At 61.5% G+C, this 16,185-nt stretch carries 15 protein-coding genes; 4 read left to right on the top strand and 11 right to left on the bottom strand.

All coding sequences use genetic code 11. From position 1 onward, the window contains the following. The first annotated feature begins 27 nt into the window (after positions 1-27). Together ARUE_RS21125 and ARUE_RS21130 are read left to right on the top strand one after the other, a co-directional pair. Positions 28-1,329: an exo-beta-N-acetylmuramidase NamZ family protein gene (locus ARUE_RS21125; RefSeq protein WP_043470882.1), complete on the top strand. Its 1,302-nt coding sequence runs from the start codon at positions 28-30 to the stop codon at positions 1,327-1,329. 56 nt (positions 1,330-1,385) lie between these two features. Next, positions 1,386-3,431, top strand: a complete 2,046-nt coding sequence (locus ARUE_RS21130) for a glycoside hydrolase family 3 protein (protein ID WP_014923254.1) — start codon at positions 1,386-1,388, stop codon at positions 3,429-3,431. A 6-nt stretch (positions 3,432-3,437) separates the two neighbouring features. Here ARUE_RS21130 and ARUE_RS21135 read toward each other — a convergent pair whose 3' ends face one another. The 6 genes from ARUE_RS21135 to ARUE_RS21160 all read right to left on the bottom strand — a co-directional run bounded on the left by ARUE_RS21135 (position 3,438) and on the right by ARUE_RS21160 (position 9,339). Next, a complete protein-coding gene (locus tag ARUE_RS21135) occupies positions 3,438-4,448 on the bottom strand; it encodes a YdcF family protein (RefSeq protein ID WP_014923255.1) in 1,011 nt (336 codons plus the stop codon). Positions 4,449-4,470: 22 nt separating this feature from the next. Continuing rightward, positions 4,471-4,935 (bottom strand): SgcJ/EcaC family oxidoreductase, encoded by a 465-nt coding sequence (locus ARUE_RS21140; protein WP_014923256.1) that lies wholly within the window; start codon positions 4,933-4,935, stop codon positions 4,471-4,473. Continuing rightward, complete coding sequence (locus tag ARUE_RS21145; protein ID WP_011776670.1) at positions 4,935-5,951, bottom strand: LacI family DNA-binding transcriptional regulator; 1,017 nt, start codon at positions 5,949-5,951, stop codon at positions 4,935-4,937. Before ARUE_RS21145 ends, ARUE_RS21140 begins: the two co-directional genes overlap by 1 nt. Positions 5,952-5,971: 20 nt before the next feature. Beyond that, entirely contained in the window at positions 5,972-6,871 is a 900-nt protein-coding gene (locus ARUE_RS21150) for a carbohydrate ABC transporter permease (protein ID WP_014923257.1), read from the bottom strand. 2 nt (positions 6,872-6,873) lie between these two features. Continuing rightward, complete coding sequence (locus ARUE_RS21155; RefSeq protein WP_011776672.1) at positions 6,874-7,839, bottom strand: carbohydrate ABC transporter permease; 966 nt, start codon at positions 7,837-7,839, stop codon at positions 6,874-6,876. A gap of 174 nt (positions 7,840-8,013) precedes the next feature. Next, complete coding sequence (locus ARUE_RS21160; protein ID WP_014923259.1) at positions 8,014-9,339, bottom strand: ABC transporter substrate-binding protein; 1,326 nt, start codon at positions 9,337-9,339, stop codon at positions 8,014-8,016. A 193-nt stretch (positions 9,340-9,532) separates the two neighbouring features. Between ARUE_RS21160 and ARUE_RS21165 the strand changes: the two genes are divergently transcribed. Next, positions 9,533-11,575 carry a beta-galactosidase gene (locus ARUE_RS21165; RefSeq protein WP_014923260.1) on the top strand — a complete coding sequence of 681 codons (2,043 nt, stop codon included), beginning with the start codon at positions 9,533-9,535 and terminating at the stop codon, positions 11,573-11,575. 169 nt (positions 11,576-11,744) lie between these two features. Next, positions 11,745-12,422, top strand: a complete 678-nt coding sequence (locus ARUE_RS21170) for a hypothetical protein (protein ID WP_043470887.1) — start codon at positions 11,745-11,747, stop codon at positions 12,420-12,422. A gap of 19 nt (positions 12,423-12,441) precedes the next feature. Here ARUE_RS21170 and ARUE_RS21175 read toward each other — a convergent pair whose 3' ends face one another. The 5 genes from ARUE_RS21175 to ARUE_RS21190 all read right to left on the bottom strand — a co-directional run bounded on the left by ARUE_RS21175 (position 12,442) and on the right by ARUE_RS21190 (position 16,172). Continuing rightward, positions 12,442-12,732, bottom strand: coding sequence for an SOS response-associated peptidase family protein (locus tag ARUE_RS21175; protein WP_014923262.1), 291 nt, complete (start codon positions 12,730-12,732; stop codon positions 12,442-12,444). Then, a complete protein-coding gene (locus tag ARUE_RS21180) occupies positions 12,725-14,047 on the bottom strand; it encodes an AraC family transcriptional regulator (RefSeq protein WP_162486200.1) in 1,323 nt (440 codons plus the stop codon). The genes ARUE_RS21175 and ARUE_RS21180 overlap by 8 nt, the downstream gene beginning before the upstream one ends. A 268-nt stretch (positions 14,048-14,315) precedes the next feature. Continuing rightward, positions 14,316-15,035: a hypothetical protein gene (locus ARUE_RS21185; protein ID WP_162486201.1), complete on the bottom strand. Its 720-nt coding sequence runs from the start codon at positions 15,033-15,035 to the stop codon at positions 14,316-14,318. A 304-nt stretch (positions 15,036-15,339) separates the two neighbouring features. After that, the gene (locus tag ARUE_RS24265) at positions 15,340-15,492 is read right to left on the bottom strand and encodes a hypothetical protein (protein WP_014923265.1); all 153 of its coding nucleotides are present in this window, start codon (positions 15,490-15,492) and stop codon (positions 15,340-15,342) included. A 23-nt stretch (positions 15,493-15,515) separates the two neighbouring features. Then, positions 15,516-16,172 carry an alpha/beta fold hydrolase gene (locus ARUE_RS21190; protein WP_014923266.1) on the bottom strand — a complete coding sequence of 219 codons (657 nt, stop codon included), beginning with the start codon at positions 16,170-16,172 and terminating at the stop codon, positions 15,516-15,518. Between the last annotated feature and the right edge of the window lie 13 nt (positions 16,173-16,185).

The raw sequence follows: 16,185 nt of genomic DNA on the forward strand, positions 1-16,185 counted from the left end.
ACTCGCTCCCCTTCGAAAGGCTTCTTCATGGCACTGGACCGTAGAAAACTGCTCCATGCATCCGGGCTGGCGGCAGCTGCCGCCGTCGTCGCGCCTTTTGCTCCCGGCGCAGCTGCCAGCACCAACCCCAGCGCGCAGAATCGGCCGGGGAAACCGGGCGCTCCAGTCAGTGGCGCCGACGTTGCCGCCGCGACAAACTGGAGCATTTTCGCGGGACGCAAGGTGGGAGTCATCACCAACCCCACCGGCGTGTTGGCGAACTTCCGCTCGATCGTGGATGACATGGCGGACAAAGGCGTGGACGTCGGAGCAGTCTTCGGTCCCGAGCACGGTTTCCGAGGGACCGCGCAGGACGGCGCCAGCGAAGGAACCTCCGTGGACCCGCGGACCGGCATCACGGTTTACGACTCCTACGGCGCCAGCGTTGCCGATTATGTGGGCTTCTTCGAAGCGTCGGGGGTGGACACCATCTGCTTCGACATCCAGGACGTCGGGGCACGCTTCTACACCTACATCTGGACCATGTGGGGTGCCATGCAGGCGGCGTCGAAGACAGGAGCCACGCTTGTTGTCCTCGACCGTCCGAACCCCATCGGCGGCCAAGCCCGCGGACCGGTCCTGCAAAAGGGGTTCGAATCCGGCGTTGGCCAGTTGGGCATTGCGCTCCAGCATGGGATGACGGTGGGCGAGCTCGCCAAATACTTCAATGCGGTTCATCTTCCGGCCGCCGGACTCACACCCATCGAGGACCTTCAGGTGGTGGAGGTCCAGGGATGGCGCCGCGACATGACCGGACCGGACAACCGGGCGGCCTGGATCCTGCCGAGCCCCAACATGCCAACACCGGAAACGGCCACCCTGTACCCCGGCACGGCCCTGTTCGAGGCCACCAACATGTCGGAAGGGCGCGGCACAACCCGGCCCTTCGAACTCATCGGCGCGCCCTACGTGGACTACCGCTGGGCCGAGGCACTGAACAGCAAGGGCTTGGCAGGCGTCACGTTCCGGGAGGCATACTTCCAGCCGACTCTTTCCAAGAACCAGGGCATCATCTGTGGTGGCGTGCAGGTTCACATCACCGATCCCACCCGCGTCGAAGCCCTGGAAGTGGGCACCCACATGTTGGTCGAAGCCAAGCGCCTATACCCCGGCTTCGGTTGGCGCGGCGACGGCGGCCGCTGGATGGGCCTGCTAAGCGGCTCGGCCAGGTTTGCTGAACAGCTCGACGCCGGTGCTGACGCCAAGACCATCATGGACAGCTGGCGCGCCGAACTGGACCAGTTCGTGCGCGAGACCCGCGCGTATCTCCTCTACAACGGCAAGCGCTAGTCGCGCAGACCAACGCAAACCTCAACCACAACAAGGACGATGGGATTGGGATTCACATGCAAAGACAACGAACATCACTCATGACGGCGGCCGCCACGGCGCTGCTCATGACGGGCGCGGGGGTCATCACCGCGGCGGGCACGGCAGTCGCAGCCCCACCCACCACCGCGGGAACTACGACGACGGTCTCCGCCTCGCCTAACATCGAGGCGATGATTGCCGGCATGACGCTGGACGAAAAGATCGGCCAGATGACGTGGACTCACGTTTACGGTTCATCGGCGGACGACGCCTCCATGGCAGCAAAGAATCAAGAGCGGTACGGCGTCAATACACCCGCCGAGGTGGTGGAAAAGTACAACTTTGGCGGCGTTCTCTACTTTGCGTGGTCCGGCAACACCAACAACCCTCAGCAGGTTGCGGGCCTTTCCAACGGCTTGCAGCAAACGGCCTTGCGAGAGGACGGGAACGGCATTCCACTGGCAGTCACCATCGACCAGGAAGGCGGTTTGGTTGCCCGCATTGGGCCGCCCGCCACAGTCCTCCCGGGAAACATGGCCCTCGGCGCCACCGCGGATGCGAATCTTGCCAAAGCACAAGGTGAAATCCTTGGCTCCGAAATGCGCGCCATGGGTATCAACGTTGATTTCGCGCCGGTCCTTGACCTGAACTCCAACCCTGACAACCCGGTCATCGGAATCCGATCCATGGGCGAGGACCCGGCCCTGGTCAGTGCCCTCGGTGTTGCCCAGATCGAAGGCATTCAAGCGCACAACGTAGGCGCGGCCGCCAAGCACTTCCCCGGCCACGGCGACACCTCAGTGGATTCCCACTACGGACTGCCCACCGTCACTTACGATCGCGCAACACTCAATGAGCACCTGAAACCCTTCAAAGCTGCCATTGACGGCGGGGTGGACATGGTCATGACGGCCCACATCATTGTTGAGGCCATCGACGCGGAAATGCCCGGCACCCTGTCCCACACGGTACTCACCGGTTTGCTTCGCGATGAGATGGGCTTCAAGGGGTTGGTGACAACTGATGCCTTGGATATGGCCGCAATGGCCGCCGAGTGGCCCCAGGAAGAAATCGCCGTCAAGGCGATCCAGGCCGGATCTGACATCCTCCTCAACTCCCCGGACGTGGACGCGTCGTTCGCCGGGGTTCGCGCCGCCGTCGAATCCGGCGAGATCACCGAGACCCGCCTGGATGAGTCCGTCCGACGGATCCTTGAATGGAAGGTCAAGCGTGGGGTCTTCGAGCAGCCTATGGCAGACCCCGCCGCGGTGGACACCTTGGTGGGAAGCGCAGAGAACCTGGCCACGGCAAAGCTGATCTCCGACCGCGCCGTCACCTTGGTACGCAATGAGAACGGGGTCTTGCCGCTCGCTTCGGGCAGCTCGGTGCTCATGGTGGGTGCCGGTTCAGCGTGGCCCGAGCTCGCGGGACCAATGCTCAAGGATCAGGGATTCACGGTCACCGAAGACTACGAGGATGGGGCCTCGCCCTCCGCGGCCTACCGCGCACGTGCGGTGGCTGCCGCCGGCAACGTCGATGCCGTGGTCTTCGCTTCCTACAACGCGACCAGCAATGCTGCGCAGCAACAGATGGTCGCGGAACTCGCCGCCACCGGCACACCGGTGATCGTTGTGGCAACCCGCAATCCCTACGACGTCAACGTCTTCCCCGGCGCCGACGCCGTACTTAACAGTTATGGAGTCAAAGAGGTCAATTTCCACGGTGCTGTCCGTGCCATCTCAGGTGCGGTCAACCCCAGCGGCAAGCTGCCGGTCAACGTGCCGAAGGCCGACGCCAGCGGTGTCCTCCTGCCGTTGGGCTTCGGGCTGAGCTACGAAATTACGACGCCGGCCCCCGTTACCTTCACGGACCGCCCGGGTCATGGGCAGGACGGTTACACCATCCCCTCCGTCCCGGGTGTTGCGTACATGATTGACGGCAAGGAAGTCGCCGCCGGAAGCTACAGGAAGCCTTCAGGCACTGTGACCGTCACAGCGGAACGGCTGCCCGGGTATGTCTTCACCGACGGTTCCGTCACCGAGTGGACGCACACCTTCACCACAGGGCTCCCCAAATCCTAGGAGAAGCTAAACCACCGTTGAGTTCATCAGTGCGACCGTGATGAGCAGGGCAATCCCGAACATCGGCAGGCAAAGAACGATGTTGGTCAGGCGGTTGTCCCTCATCACGGCCACGAACTCCCGGAGGAAGGCGCTGGGCACAAAGTATCTGGCCGTGGGAGCACCCACAACCTCGGCATTGATCTTCTGGCGCCGGGATAGGAGCGCGGCGCGGAGCACGTGGTAATTGTTGGTGCACACAAGCAGCGGACCCTGAATGCCTTTGTCTGCCAGCAGGGCAACGGAATACGCGAGGTTCTCTCGGGTGGTGGTGGCCTGGTTCTCTTCCAAAACATCCTTGGCCGCCGCCCCCTTTGCCACCAGGTAGTCCTTCATCGCGGTGGACTCCGGCCGGGGTTCGTCCGGGCCTTGGCCCCCGGAAGGCACCAAGACGGGCTTGGCCGGGGTGCCGCCGTCGTAAATTTCCAAAGCCTTGTTCAAGCGGGCGGCGAGCAACGGCGGGACCTTGCCATCAATCAGCCCGGAACCGAGGACGATGACGGCCGCCGGGTTAGGGCTGAAACGCATCTTGGAATACACCACTGCGTAGCCCAAAAAAACCACGAATGCGCAGCCGAGGTAGGAACAGAGGAAGAAAGCGAGAGCGGCTATGCCCGCCAGCACCGGCTGCCCGCTCAGCACGAAAAGGAACGCGATGACGGGGGCCAGGAACACCGCGAGTCCCACCGCGAACGGCAAGAAACTGGTGATCCCAGGCCCTTCCCTGCGGACCATCGTGACGCCGTTGGCGATCAGGAAGCCCGCAAACACAAAGATGCTCACCACCGGTACCACCAAGACCACCAGGTTCAACCATTCGAACCACGGGTTCAGGTCGATGAGCAAGTCCAGCACGGCCTGCAGAAGGAACCACGCAGCCACAAGCAGGAGCACCCCGTTGCGGAGCCGGCGCCGGTCCGACTGGAACGAGGCAAGGAAGAGCCCCGCAAAGAGAAGTCCGAGGACCAGATTCAGCATGATCCAAGCCTATGCGCTGGGGCTACTGCCCTTGCCCGGGCGTCTCGTACGACTCCGGGGTTAGACGGCCATCTGCGGCAACATTGGTCTGCTTCCCGGGGACGATGTCCGTGTTCTGGGCGCTGACCGCGAGCCATCGGCCGTCACTTTGACGCACGGCCGTGAAGCTGATGACTCCCCGTCTGGGCCCTGATCTCTCGCCGGTGGGCGTGATCTGGCCGGTCATGGACCACCTCGCGTGGACAACGGCCACCTCGGTGCCGAGCTCCCGGACTTTGACCTTTTCCAACACCATCTCCGTGTCCGGAAACATGTGCCGGAAACCATAGTCGTGGTTGAACCGGATCTGCCTGCGGTTGTTCCACCACATGCCCACGACGTTCACAAAGTCGGCGTCCTCCACGAACAGCTCCGTAAGCGCCGCGGGATCAGCCACGTTCCATGCTCTGGCGAAACCGTCGGCTACGTCGCGGGGGCTCGGTTTCATCACGCCGATTCGCGGATGACCAGTTCGGTGGGGATGGTGACGGCGGCGGGGCGTTTGCCGCTGATGACGTCCAAGAGCAGCCGCACCATTTCCTCGCTGATGCGGTCGAACGGCTGCCGGACGGTAGTGAGCGGGGGCGCCGCCTCTTGCGAGGTACTGATGTCATCAAAGCCGACGACGGCGACATCACCCGGGATTGTCAGACCGGCTTCGCGCAATACATCCATTGCGCCGAGTGCCATGAGGTCGTTCGCAGCGAAAACGGCATCGATGTTCTTGGTGCGACCGAGAAGTTCACGCATCGCTTTGGCCCCGCTGTCGCGGCTGTAGTCACCCTGGGCAATGAGCTCTTCATCGATATCCGCACCTTGATCGTCCCGGTACGCTTCGAGTCGCCGCGTACCGCCGGAGGTGTCCGCAGGGCCGGCGATGGTGGCAATTCGCTGCCGGCCGCCGTCGCGAAGGTACCGCAAAACGTCGCGAGCGCCCTCGTAATCGTCGGCAGCGACGTAACCCATTTTCTTCTCGAAGCCCAAGGGGGCGCCACAAGCGATCGCCGGGACACCCGCGGAAATGATGTCCGCGATGATGCCCTTCCTGCTGCCATGGGAGGAGATGAGGAGGACACCATCAACGTGGCCTGCTGTGAGGAAGTCGGTGGCTCGCCGTTGTTCATCATCGGTGCCGGCCATGATCAGGACCAGCGGGATGTCATGCACAGCCAGAGCGTCCGCTGCGCCGCGCATGAGGACAGCGAAGTTGGGGTCCTCGAAGAGACGTTCTTGGGTCTCAGTGAGCAGGAAAGCCACGGAATTGGCGCGGTTGGTGGCGAGATTCCTTGCGTGCGGGTTGACTCGGTAGCCCGTCTTCTTGATCGCGGCGTTGACAGCGGCCAGAGCCGACGGGCTGACCCAGTGGCCACCGTTGAGAACCCGGGAAACCGTACCTCGCGATACGCCGGCTTCTGCGGCCACATCGTCGATTTTGGGCCGTGGCCTGGGGGCGGATTGCGTCATGACCCAAAGCCTACCTACCGCTAGGCCTTCACGGCGCCAGCGGCAAGATCCACCTTCCAATAGCGCTGCAGGAGAAGGAACATGATCACCAACGGCACGATTGACAGCAGCGCGCCGGCGAGCACCAGCGTGTACAGGGCGGGTGCTGAAGCGCCTTGGTTCAACAGACCGTTAAGTCCCACAGTGACCGGGAACAATTGGTCGTCGCCGAGCATGATGTACGGCAGCATGAAGTTGTTCCAAATGGCCACGAACTGGAACAGGAAAATGGTCACCAGGCCAGGCAACATCATGGGTGCAGCAATGCGGTTGAAGATATACATTTCCTTGGCACCCTCGGTTCGGGCGGCCTCAATGACATCACCGGGAACGGAGGCCGCGGCGTAGATCCGCGCCAAGTAAATGCCGTACGGGCTGATGATCTGCGGCAAGAGCACCGACCAGTAGGTGTTGGTGAGGCCGGCTTGGGCCAGCATCAGGTATTGCGGGATGGCGAGGATGACGCCGGGAACCAGCACCCCCATGAGCAGGACCTTGAAGACACCGGACTTGCCCGGGAAATCAAACTTCGCCAAGACGTAGCCGGAAAGCGCAGAGACCCACGTGGACACGACGGCTCCGACGCCCGCGTACAGGGCCGTGTTGAGCATCCAGCGCCAGAACAGGCCATCGCGATATTCGGTGAGCTCCACGATGTTGTCCCAGAGGTGAGTGCTGGGAGCCAAGGTAAACGTGGAGAACAGCTCAGTGCCGTCCTTGCTCGCGGCAGCCACTACCCAGATCACGGGGAACAGGCAGTACAGCGCACCAAGGATCAGGATTCCGGTGGAAAGGTAACTGGGCTTTTCCTTGACGTACTCCGCCTTGGTTGCCTTGGGATTGGTTCTGTTGGATTTTCGGGAAGTGGCGAGGGCAGTCACGGTCAGTTCTCCTGTCCGAAGGCCCGCTTCTGCACGATGCGCAGGAACAGGAACGAAATGATGAAGGTTGCCAGGGCAATCACGATGCTGGTGGCAGCCGCGGAAAAGACATCGTTGCGCGTGAAGGCATCGCGATACACCAGCATCAGCGGGGACCAGCTCGTGGAAAGGCTGTTGGCCAGAGGGCGCAACGTGGTGGGTTCAGCGAAGACCTGCAGCGTGGCGATCATCGAGAACAGTGCGGTCATCACCAGCGATGGCGCGATGATGGGGATCTTGATGCGCAGGGCCGTCTGGATTTCCGAGCAGCCGTCCAGCTTGGCGGCCTCGTAGATTTCGCTGGGAACGGCCTTCAGCGAGGTGTACATAACGATCATGTTGAAGCCGACGCCACCCCAGAGGGCGATATTGCAGATGGCGAACGTCACCAGGTTGGGATCCAGCAGCGAAGGCAGTTCCATTCCGAACTGCCTGGCCAGGAAGTGGAACGGGCTGACGCCGGGGAGGTAAAGGAAGCCCCACAAGAGCGAGCTGATCACAGCCGGTACTGCATACGGCAGGAAGATGGCCGTGCGGGAGAAACTACCGGCACGTGTGCGCCGGGAGTCCAGCAGGAGTGCAAACAGCAGGGCAAAGCCGAGCATCAGGGGGATGAGGATGAGCCCGTAAGTGAGGACCCGCAGGACGCTGCCAAGGAATTCCGGGTCCGTCAGGGCGCTGACGTAGTTGTCCAAACCGGCGAAGGCCGTGCTCTGTGAGCCTTTGCCGAGGCCCAGTCCGCTGACCTTCTTCTTCTGGAAGCTGAGCACCAAGGTGTAGATGATGGGCGCTGCCATGAAGACGAGGAAAAGGATGATGCCCGGCGCGAGCATTGCGTAGGGGATGAGCACCCGGGATTTGAAGTTCTTCGACTTCCTCGGGGTTCCGGCTGCAGTATCGGCCGCCGGACCGGGCCTGGTTACGGTCATTGCCACGGGTGCACTTCCTTGTGGTGGATCGACGTGTGGTGATTCTGGTTCGAACTGTGGTGATTCGATGTGGGACAGCGTGCGCGGGAGGGTGCCAGGCGTCTCGCCGGCGGACACCCTCCCACGCTGAATCGGCTACTCTGAACCGCTGCTTGGAACTGCTGCTTGGCGCGGTTACTTGACCGTGAAGCCGGTCTTCTTCAGGTCATCTACGGTGACCTGCTGCATGTTGCTGACTGCATCCAGGAAGGCACTCTTCTGCTTGGACTGTGCAGCCTTGGCGAACTGATCGTTGTAGGCGTTGTAGGCCACGTTGACGTTAGGACCGTAGGTGAAGGAGCCCACGTTCTGCGCCGCCTCACCAACAACATCGTAGAAATCGGGCTGGTTGGAGAAGAATGCGGGAGCCTTGGTCAGGGCAGACTTCGCGCCTTCGTTGTCTGCCGGGTAGATGCCGGCCACCTCAACCAGGGCCTTTACGGCTTCGGGATCGGTGTTCAGCCACGTGGCGAATTTGGCCGCGGCGTCGAGGTTCTTGGACTGCGAGGTCACAGCAGTGGAAGATCCACCCCAGTTGCCGGTGGACGGCTTGGATGCGTCCCACTGCGGCATTGGCGCCACCTTCCACGTGCCGGCTGTGGATCCGGCGTTGCCCTCCAGAACGCCCGGGCCCCAGGCCGCGCTGAGCCAGCCAACCTGCTTGCCGGTGTTGAGTGCCGTGTTCCACTCCGGGGTGTACATGGGCTTGTTGTCGATGACACCCTCTTCCACGAGGCCGCCCCAGTATTCAGCCACCTTTTCTGTGGGCTCTTCGGCGATCTTCACGTTCCAGGCGTCGCCATCAACACCCCACCAGGAGGCTCCGGCCTGCTGGGCCATGCCGGTAAACCATCCGGCGTCGTTGGAAGAGAACGTTCCCAGGTAGGCCTCGGGGTCAGCTGCATGAACGGTCTTTGCTGCCGCCGCGTACTCGTCCCAGGTTTTAGGAACAGCGATGCCCAGCTTCTCGAAGATGTCCGCGCGGTAGTAGAACACCATGGGGCCGGTATCCTGCGGCACGGAGTACAGGGCATCGCCGCCCAGCGTCACATCGTTCCAGACGCCATCGGGGAAGTGGCTCTTGGTGTCGTTTGCCACGGTGCCGGAAAGATCGGCGAGCGCATCGGCTGCTACCAGGGTGGGGATCTTCTGGTATTCGGCCTGGATCAGGTCCGGGGCGCCGCTGCCGGCCTTGACTGCGGTGAGCAGCTTGGTGACGGCCGGGTCTCCGCCGTCCTGCTTGTTCACGGTGACGTGGATGTTGGGGTTTTTCTCATTCCAGAGTTCCACCACCTTGTCCAGGTTGGGGGCCCAAGCCCAGTAGGTCAGTTCCACTTTCTGGTTGGGATCGCTGGTGGCCGCGCTTTGGCTGCCTGCCGTGGAACCTCCTGAACAACCTGCGGCGAGCATCGTGGCCGCTGCGAGCATGGCTACGGCGCCTGCACGAAATGACTTGCGCATTTCGTCCTCCTTGTCGAAAAGCTGAATTGTGCTGTCTGGGATTCACCGCTCATCCGAACTGGGGTCGCATGACTGTGAGCGGTTCCAGTTAGACACAGCCGCGTGATCCATGTCAACACTAAATAACATCTAGTCAGGGCAACGAGGGCTGTGATAATACTGGGAGCGCACACAGTTCTAAGGAGATCATTCGATGACAGACGTCCTGCAGGCCCCCGCCACCCAACGCGCACCCGCGCCTTGGGTACAGCGACCGGCCGGCCTTTGCTACGGCGGGGATTACAACCCCGAGCAATGGCCCCGCGAGGTCTGGGTGGAAGACATCGCGCTGATGAAAGACGCCGGGATCAACCTGGTCAGCATCGGCATCTTCTCCTGGGTGTTGCTCGAACCACGCGAAGGTGAATACCACTTCGAATGGCTTGATGACTTGATGGACCTGCTGGCCGATGCCGGCATCAGCGTGGACCTCGGAACACCTACGGCGGCACCGCCCGCATGGTTCTGGAAGAAGTACCCCCAGTCGCGTCCCGTGACCCGCGAGGGCGTCACCTTGGGCAACGGATCGCGTGGCATGGCCAGCCCCAGCTCGCCGGAATACCGCCGGGCGGCCACCAACATCACCGAACAGCTCGCACGCCGCTACGCTTCCCACCCCGCGCTGGTTCTTTGGCACGTCCACAATGAATTCGGCGCACCGGTCAGTGAGTCCTACGACGCGCAGTCCGTGCTGGCGTTCCGCGATTGGCTCCGCCACCGTTATGGCACCTTGGACGCCCTGAACCAGGCCTGGGGCACCCTTTTCTGGGGGCAGAAGTACGGCGAATGGGATGAGATCGACGCACCCAGGCTTTCAGCCAGCGTCAGCAACCAGGCACAGCGGCTCGACTTCCGCCGGTTCACCTCGGACGCCATGCTGCAGTGCTTCATTGCCGAGCGCGATGTCATCAAAAAGTACACGCCCCACCTTCCGGTGACCACCAACTTCATGGCCACCAACTGCCTTTCAGCTGACTACTGGGCCTGGGCCAAGGAAGTGGACATCGTTGCGAACGACCACTACCTGGTTGCGCAGCGCACGGACAACCACGTTCTTCTCTCCATGGATGCCGACCTCACGCGATCCCTGGCGGGCAACCGGCCCTGGATGCTGATGGAACACTCCACCGGGGCCGTGAACTGGCAGGGACGGAACATCGCCAAACGGCCGGGCGAATTAGCCCGCAACAGCCTGTCCCACCTGGCCCGCGGGGCGGACGCCATCATGTTCTTCCAGTTCCGCGCATCCCGCTATGGCGCGGAAAAGTTTCACTCCGCCATGCTCCCGCACGCCGGCACCGGTACCCGGATCTGGCGCGAGGTCATGGACTTGGGCGAAGACCTCGGGAAACTCTCCCCTGTGAAGGGCTCCGTCGTGAAGTCTCGCGTGGCTATCCTCTGGGACGTGGAATCATTCTGGGCGCAAGATCTTGAATGGCGGCCCAGCAGCGATCTTGACCACCGCGAACGGATCGAATCCTTCTACTCCGTCCTGTGGAACCGCGGGATCAGTGTGGACTTCGCCCACCCCGAAGCCGACCTCTCCGGTTACGACCTGGTCCTCGCCCCGGCCCTCTACCTGGTGGGTGACAAGGCAGCCGCAAACATCAGCCGCTACGTCCACGACGGCGGACATCTGATGGTGTCCTATTTCTCCGGCATCGTCGATGCCAACGACACCGTCCCAGCAGGCGCCTCCCCCGGTGGCCTCCGCGACGTCCTCGGTTTGGAGATCCACGAATTCCTGCCCTTGCGTGAGAACGAAACCGTCACCATGGGCAACGGCGCCACCGGAACCGTTTGGTCGGAGGAAATTCACCCCGGCACCGCCAACGTGCTGAGCCGCTATGTTGACGGCCCTGCGGCCGCCGGCCCGGCCATTACGCGGAACGAATTCGGCGACGGCACCGCTTGGTACATTTCCACAAAGCTCGACGGCGGCCACCTCGCCGACGTCGTACTGGACGCCGTGAGGGCGGCAGGAATTGAGCTTGGCGTCCAACCACCGACGGGGCTGGAGGTTGCTTCACGCGATTCAGAGGATGGCACTTTCACCTTCCTGATCAACCACATGGATGCCGACGCTGAATACCCGGCGAGTGGACGCAACCTGATCTCCGGCGAGGACGTCAGCGGAACAGCACACATTCCCGCCGGCACCATCTGCGTGGTCCACACCCCAGCGGAACAGCGCTGACCCTGCTGGAACCAGACGGCCGGCCCGGACCGATTACGGTTCGGGCCGGCATTCCACCCCCGCGGGTTGCCACCCGCCGTCGAGCTGCCACCCGCCGTCCTGCTGGTCCTCCCTCTGAGGGGCCCGTGGTAGATTCGATAGGCGCAAAAACGCAAACAAGGGGTTGATCATGAGCGATGCACGGACATCCCGGCCGCGGCATTTCAAAGCTGTCGCTGCGTCGCTGCTGCTGGTCACCGTAGCTGGCGGCCTATCAGCGTGCCGCGAGGAAAAGCGACCCGCGCCCCCTTACCCGGCGGTTGAATGGCAAGGAACTCCGCCCAGCGCGCCCATAGAAGCCGACCCCTGGGTCATTGCAGCCCGCAAATCCCTCGAGGCCCAGGCTGTAGCACAAAACATTACGGACTTCACCTTGCCCGAACTGGTGGAGACCACTGCCCTGGACCTCCGCGTTCGCCTTTCCAGGCATCCCGTGAATGACGTCACACAGAAACGACGCCCGGACATCCGCCCGGGACCCGATCCTTTCCTCCCTATGGAGGTCAAGCCAGGTCCGGCTGCAGGCACTGCCGAGGTTCGCGGTTGCGTGGTGCGTTGGGCGTCCGAAACAGGCGACGTGCCGGATGAGATGAGTGCCTCCGGCGTGATGTTCCGGATGGAACACCTCGAGGCAGGGCAACTGCGGATCAGCAGCGTGGTTACTCTTCCCGATCTGGACTGCAGTACCGCTACACCACCCATTGCATTGTTCGTGCCTGCTCCCGAGCCGTCCGATGTCACCGACGTCCAGGATGTTGTACGGGCAAAGCCAGCCGAAATCGACCCTGAGTACGTCGACCCTGAGTAAATAGGCCCTGAGTACTGCCTTACTTAGGACTTGGTGAGGTCCACCAGCCGGTCAGGTCAGGGTCAAGCCATTCCGCGAAGCGGTCTTTCGGAATGATGACCGGCGACCGGTTGTGGACGCGGCCTAACGCGTCCTGGGCGGTTGTGGTCAGGACCGTGCAGGTCCGCAGCCACCGTTCGGGGCCGTACTCGGGCAGCGCGGGGGCGGGCCAGAAATCGTGCAGGCCGGCGAAGCCCAGCAGCGGTACTTTCTCTGAGAACAGATAGTTCGGGATCCTTTTGCCGTCTTTGCTGAATTCGGGTTCATTCATTGAAAGCCCTGAACCGGGCCTCTCCCATGGATATGCCGTAGTGCTTCTTGAACGCGATTGATGCGGAATTGTAGGTGGAGAATCCTGTTTGCAGGGCGGCGTCTGCAAGGGAGATTGATCTGCTCCGGCGTATGAGCCTGGAGAGCTCATTCAGACGCCTCAAACGGAGGGCCCGACCAGGGGGCAGCCCATTGGCCGCGAAGACCCGATGAAGGGTTCTTTCACTCACGCCGAGCTCCTTAGCCAACGTCTCTGTTGTGAAGGCCGGATCCCGGTAACGTCGCGCTATAAGTTCAAGTGCGTGCGTGAAGAGTTCGGAGACCTCGGAGCTGGCCTGCATGCGCCTAAGAAGCAATCCGGCGGTATGCCGAGCCACCTCGAGCCCATCTGCGAGATCGCGCGTTGAAGACGATCGGGCCAGCGAAATCAAAACATTCACTACTGCGACGAGCATCTTCACAGGAGCATTAAGTGGGAGAACCTGCGATCGGGATGCCTGACCGTGAGCGCGGCTTCCCGTCAACGAAACGCGCACCACTCGTGACATCGCAAGCGTCGAGTACGAGAACTTGCCGCTGTGAATCAAAACGACGTCACCATCCGAAACGGTGATCACACGCCCCTGCAGCGCCAGCTTGATGCTGCCTGTCACAATCACAAGGAGCACAGGACCGTTCGGCGCATTCCCGGCAAGAGTATATGAGGTTCCCCTAATCTCATCGATCAAGATCCCAGCAGCAGTCAGATGGAATGTCCTAAATTCGGGAGCAGGCTCGCGAAAACTAACATTGCCACCCAGACGGCGTGAAAGCTCGCCTACTGACATCGTCCCCGTGCTGCCTAGCCCTAGCCGGACGGCGGCCTCCGCGCCCGCTTCTTCGACCATCGACCGCCCCCCGTGGCGGTGAGGTTCGAGTCGTTCATTTTCGGCGGCCCACCCCTCCACGAGAGCGAGCATGATGAGGTAATCAGGGACCATTTTGGCGGCATTACAGAAGGCTCTGAGGTCGAGCATCGTTTCTCGGATTCCCACCCCGTGGTAAGCACGGGATCCTCCGAGTCGTGAAACGGCGGCGTGCAGATCGCCGCCCCTGATCTTTATATTGGTGAGCGCCTGGACTTCCGGAACGAGCCAATCAGAGGCGCGCATCCATCCGGTTCGCAGACTCACATGATTCCAGTACTTTTGGAGCTCCAGGGATCTTCCTTCGAGCCCTTTCGGGGAAATTTGGGGGACGTCTTCCATGAAAACGTAGTACAAACGGATTGGTATTCGTGTCGCAATCCTGGGCAGCTTTTGCGAAACTTTGCTCATTCGGGACAATAGGTCGCCTGCGACTGGGCCACAGGGAACCCTCCGCAAACGTGCATGGATTCCTGCAGGGTGCACACTTACTGCCGTCGAGTAGTATCAGGCTGCCTCAAGGCCATCTAGCCGCAGTGGAACCGTCGAGTAGTTCTCATGCACGGATAAACCGCAATCCGGCCCGCTCCAGCGCTGCGAGGTTCCCTTCGCGGTTCCCGCCCCTGCGGAAAAATGGGGACCACAACACGTCGGAAGCAGGCCGGACAATCACTGAACATCACGGGTAGTAAATGACAAACTGGTTATTCTTCCAATTCACATCCTGGATATCCTCATTGTTGGAAAGATCGGTTTCTTCGTAGAACCCCGCGTTGGCACCCAGGTCAATTCGGGACCGGAATGAGGTGTAGTACCAGTATTTACCGTTCGGGTTCACCACAGAGTCTGAGACCGGTTGAGTGTAGACCCTGAACGTCACGGTAAATGACTCGCTCGGAAGGAAGGGCCGGAGAAGGGTGTAGTTTTCAACGATTCTGATGACATCTGACCCTCCTGTCGATGAAACGACTTCGGCCGTGCTTCCTGTATAGGTGTACTCGCTGGCGAGAAGCGAAGAAGCGACAACCTCGTATCCAGCCAGCGGCGTGTACTCTCTATTCGTTCTCGTTGAAACATTCTGGCCAATGTAAGTCACCGCAAAATGGGTACCGGCGGGCAATATCACCGCTGAGCTGTTGGTAAATGCTGCAGTAGCTGTGAGTGGTTGGGTGAACTCCGAGAAGGCCCCCACCTCCTCATTTGACTCTGTATCGAAAGTTGTGATTGGCGGAACCTCTTGGATATCCCCAATCGTTGTCGCGAGATCAATCTCAGGAAGCTGAGAAGCGCTTGCCGCTGGTGCGGCCACGGCTGCGACGACGACCGGAACACTCCAGGCGGACATTTTCGTGATAGTTCTGCGAGATACGCCAGAATTCATGTGGTCATTAATAGTCATTTTCTCTTTCATCACTTCTCAGGACAAACTCTCAGCTACCGCGTTCAACAATGGCTCATCGATCGGCGCAATCATCCTCAGATGGCGCTTTTTTAACTACGAAGTGTGAATCTGGCCCGCAGAGGTCCTAGAACTACCCAGACTTTGCCGTTCACCTAGGTAACATGTGATTGATTTTTCGGACTTTGGATGCGAAAGAGTTTTTACGGCCGGGCAGCGACCTGGGCGCCGACCCCTGCAAGGGCTAGCGGTGGTGCAGTCCCATCACGCCCATGACCATTTCTGCGGTCTTTCCGGCACCGACCTAGTGGAACAGACCGACGGCAGTGCCCCAGTTGCACATGACCGCGAGAGTGTGGCGGTTGGCTTTGACGTCCCGCGTCGAGCTGGCTGCGTTGGAGACGATCGGGTAGGGGCCGTTGGGGATTTCGCCAACGAACTCTGGGTGCGTCGGCATCGATCCACACGTAGGCAGGTTCGCTAGGACCGCTCCCGCGCCGTCCGCTGGGCAAAATCGTTGAGGGCCGCCGCAACAGCGTCCGGGTGGCTCAGGGTGGCGTAGTGGCCCCCGGGGATTTCCACGGGCTCGATCCCAAGCCGCTGTTGTACCTGCCGCCTCATGAACGGCGCTGGAAAAAACTGGTCGTCACGGCACAGGATGGCCAGGGTGGGCACGTCCGGATGACGGCCAGGCCAGGGTCCTGACATCCAGGCGCCTTGCTGGTCCCGCTCCCGGTCAGTGGCCTGCTGTGCCAAATCTTCAGGGACCAGGTTGAAGTACGCCTCTTCGGGGATGGCCTCTCGATCATGCCCCGTGTTGGTCCACCAGTCGCCGAAGGTCTCGCCCGGCATCGGAATCATGGCCGAGAGGTACACCAGGCCGTCGGAGTGGAGTTCGTCGCAGACCAACGGCGCCGTGAAGCCACCCAGCGAATGCCCCACCACGATGGTGTGCTCGCCATCGCCAACTGCGTCCGTCACGGCGCGGGTATAGTCCTCAAGCCCGGCGTTCTTGTCTTCGATGGGCAGGTCGACGGCAACCACACCATGCCCGGACGCTTCGAGCAGCGGGCTCACCAGATGCCAGTCCCATGCCGTGGAACCACCACCGTGAATCAGTACGAAAACAGCCATCATTCCCCCGTTTCAG

It is taken from the genome of Arthrobacter sp. Rue61a, assembly GCF_000294695.2.
Classification (GTDB): domain Bacteria; phylum Actinomycetota; class Actinomycetes; order Actinomycetales; family Micrococcaceae; genus Arthrobacter; species Arthrobacter aurescens_A.

What these genes read in the sequence shown, in the direction of transcription:
- ARUE_RS21130 (WP_014923254.1), top strand. Translation starts at nt 1,386, where the DNA reads ATGCAAAGACAACGAACATCACTCATGACGGCGGCCGCCACGGCGCTG.
- ARUE_RS21155 (WP_011776672.1), bottom strand. Translation starts at nt 7,839, where the DNA reads ATGACCGTAACCAGGCCCGGTCCGGCGGCCGATACTGCAGCCGGAACC.
- ARUE_RS21170 (WP_043470887.1), top strand. Translation starts at nt 11,745, where the DNA reads ATGAGCGATGCACGGACATCCCGGCCGCGGCATTTCAAAGCTGTCGCT.
- ARUE_RS21125 (WP_043470882.1), top strand. Translation starts at nt 28, where the DNA reads ATGGCACTGGACCGTAGAAAACTGCTCCATGCATCCGGGCTGGCGGCA.
- ARUE_RS21175 (WP_014923262.1), bottom strand. Translation starts at nt 12,732, where the DNA reads ATGAATGAACCCGAATTCAGCAAAGACGGCAAAAGGATCCCGAACTAT.
- ARUE_RS21145 (WP_011776670.1), bottom strand. Translation starts at nt 5,951, where the DNA reads ATGACGCAATCCGCCCCCAGGCCACGGCCCAAAATCGACGATGTGGCC.
- ARUE_RS21135 (WP_014923255.1), bottom strand. Translation starts at nt 4,448, where the DNA reads ATGCTGAATCTGGTCCTCGGACTTCTCTTTGCGGGGCTCTTCCTTGCC.
- ARUE_RS21165 (WP_014923260.1), top strand. Translation starts at nt 9,533, where the DNA reads ATGACAGACGTCCTGCAGGCCCCCGCCACCCAACGCGCACCCGCGCCT.
- ARUE_RS21140 (WP_014923256.1), bottom strand. Translation starts at nt 4,935, where the DNA reads ATGAAACCGAGCCCCCGCGACGTAGCCGACGGTTTCGCCAGAGCATGG.
- ARUE_RS21185 (WP_162486201.1), bottom strand. Translation starts at nt 15,035, where the DNA reads ATGACTATTAATGACCACATGAATTCTGGCGTATCTCGCAGAACTATC.
- ARUE_RS21190 (WP_014923266.1), bottom strand. Translation starts at nt 16,172, where the DNA reads ATGATGGCTGTTTTCGTACTGATTCACGGTGGTGGTTCCACGGCATGG.
- ARUE_RS24265 (WP_014923265.1), bottom strand. Translation starts at nt 15,492, where the DNA reads ATGCCGACGCACCCAGAGTTCGTTGGCGAAATCCCCAACGGCCCCTAC.
- ARUE_RS21180 (WP_162486200.1), bottom strand. Translation starts at nt 14,047, where the DNA reads ATGAGCAAAGTTTCGCAAAAGCTGCCCAGGATTGCGACACGAATACCA.
- ARUE_RS21160 (WP_014923259.1), bottom strand. Translation starts at nt 9,339, where the DNA reads ATGCGCAAGTCATTTCGTGCAGGCGCCGTAGCCATGCTCGCAGCGGCC.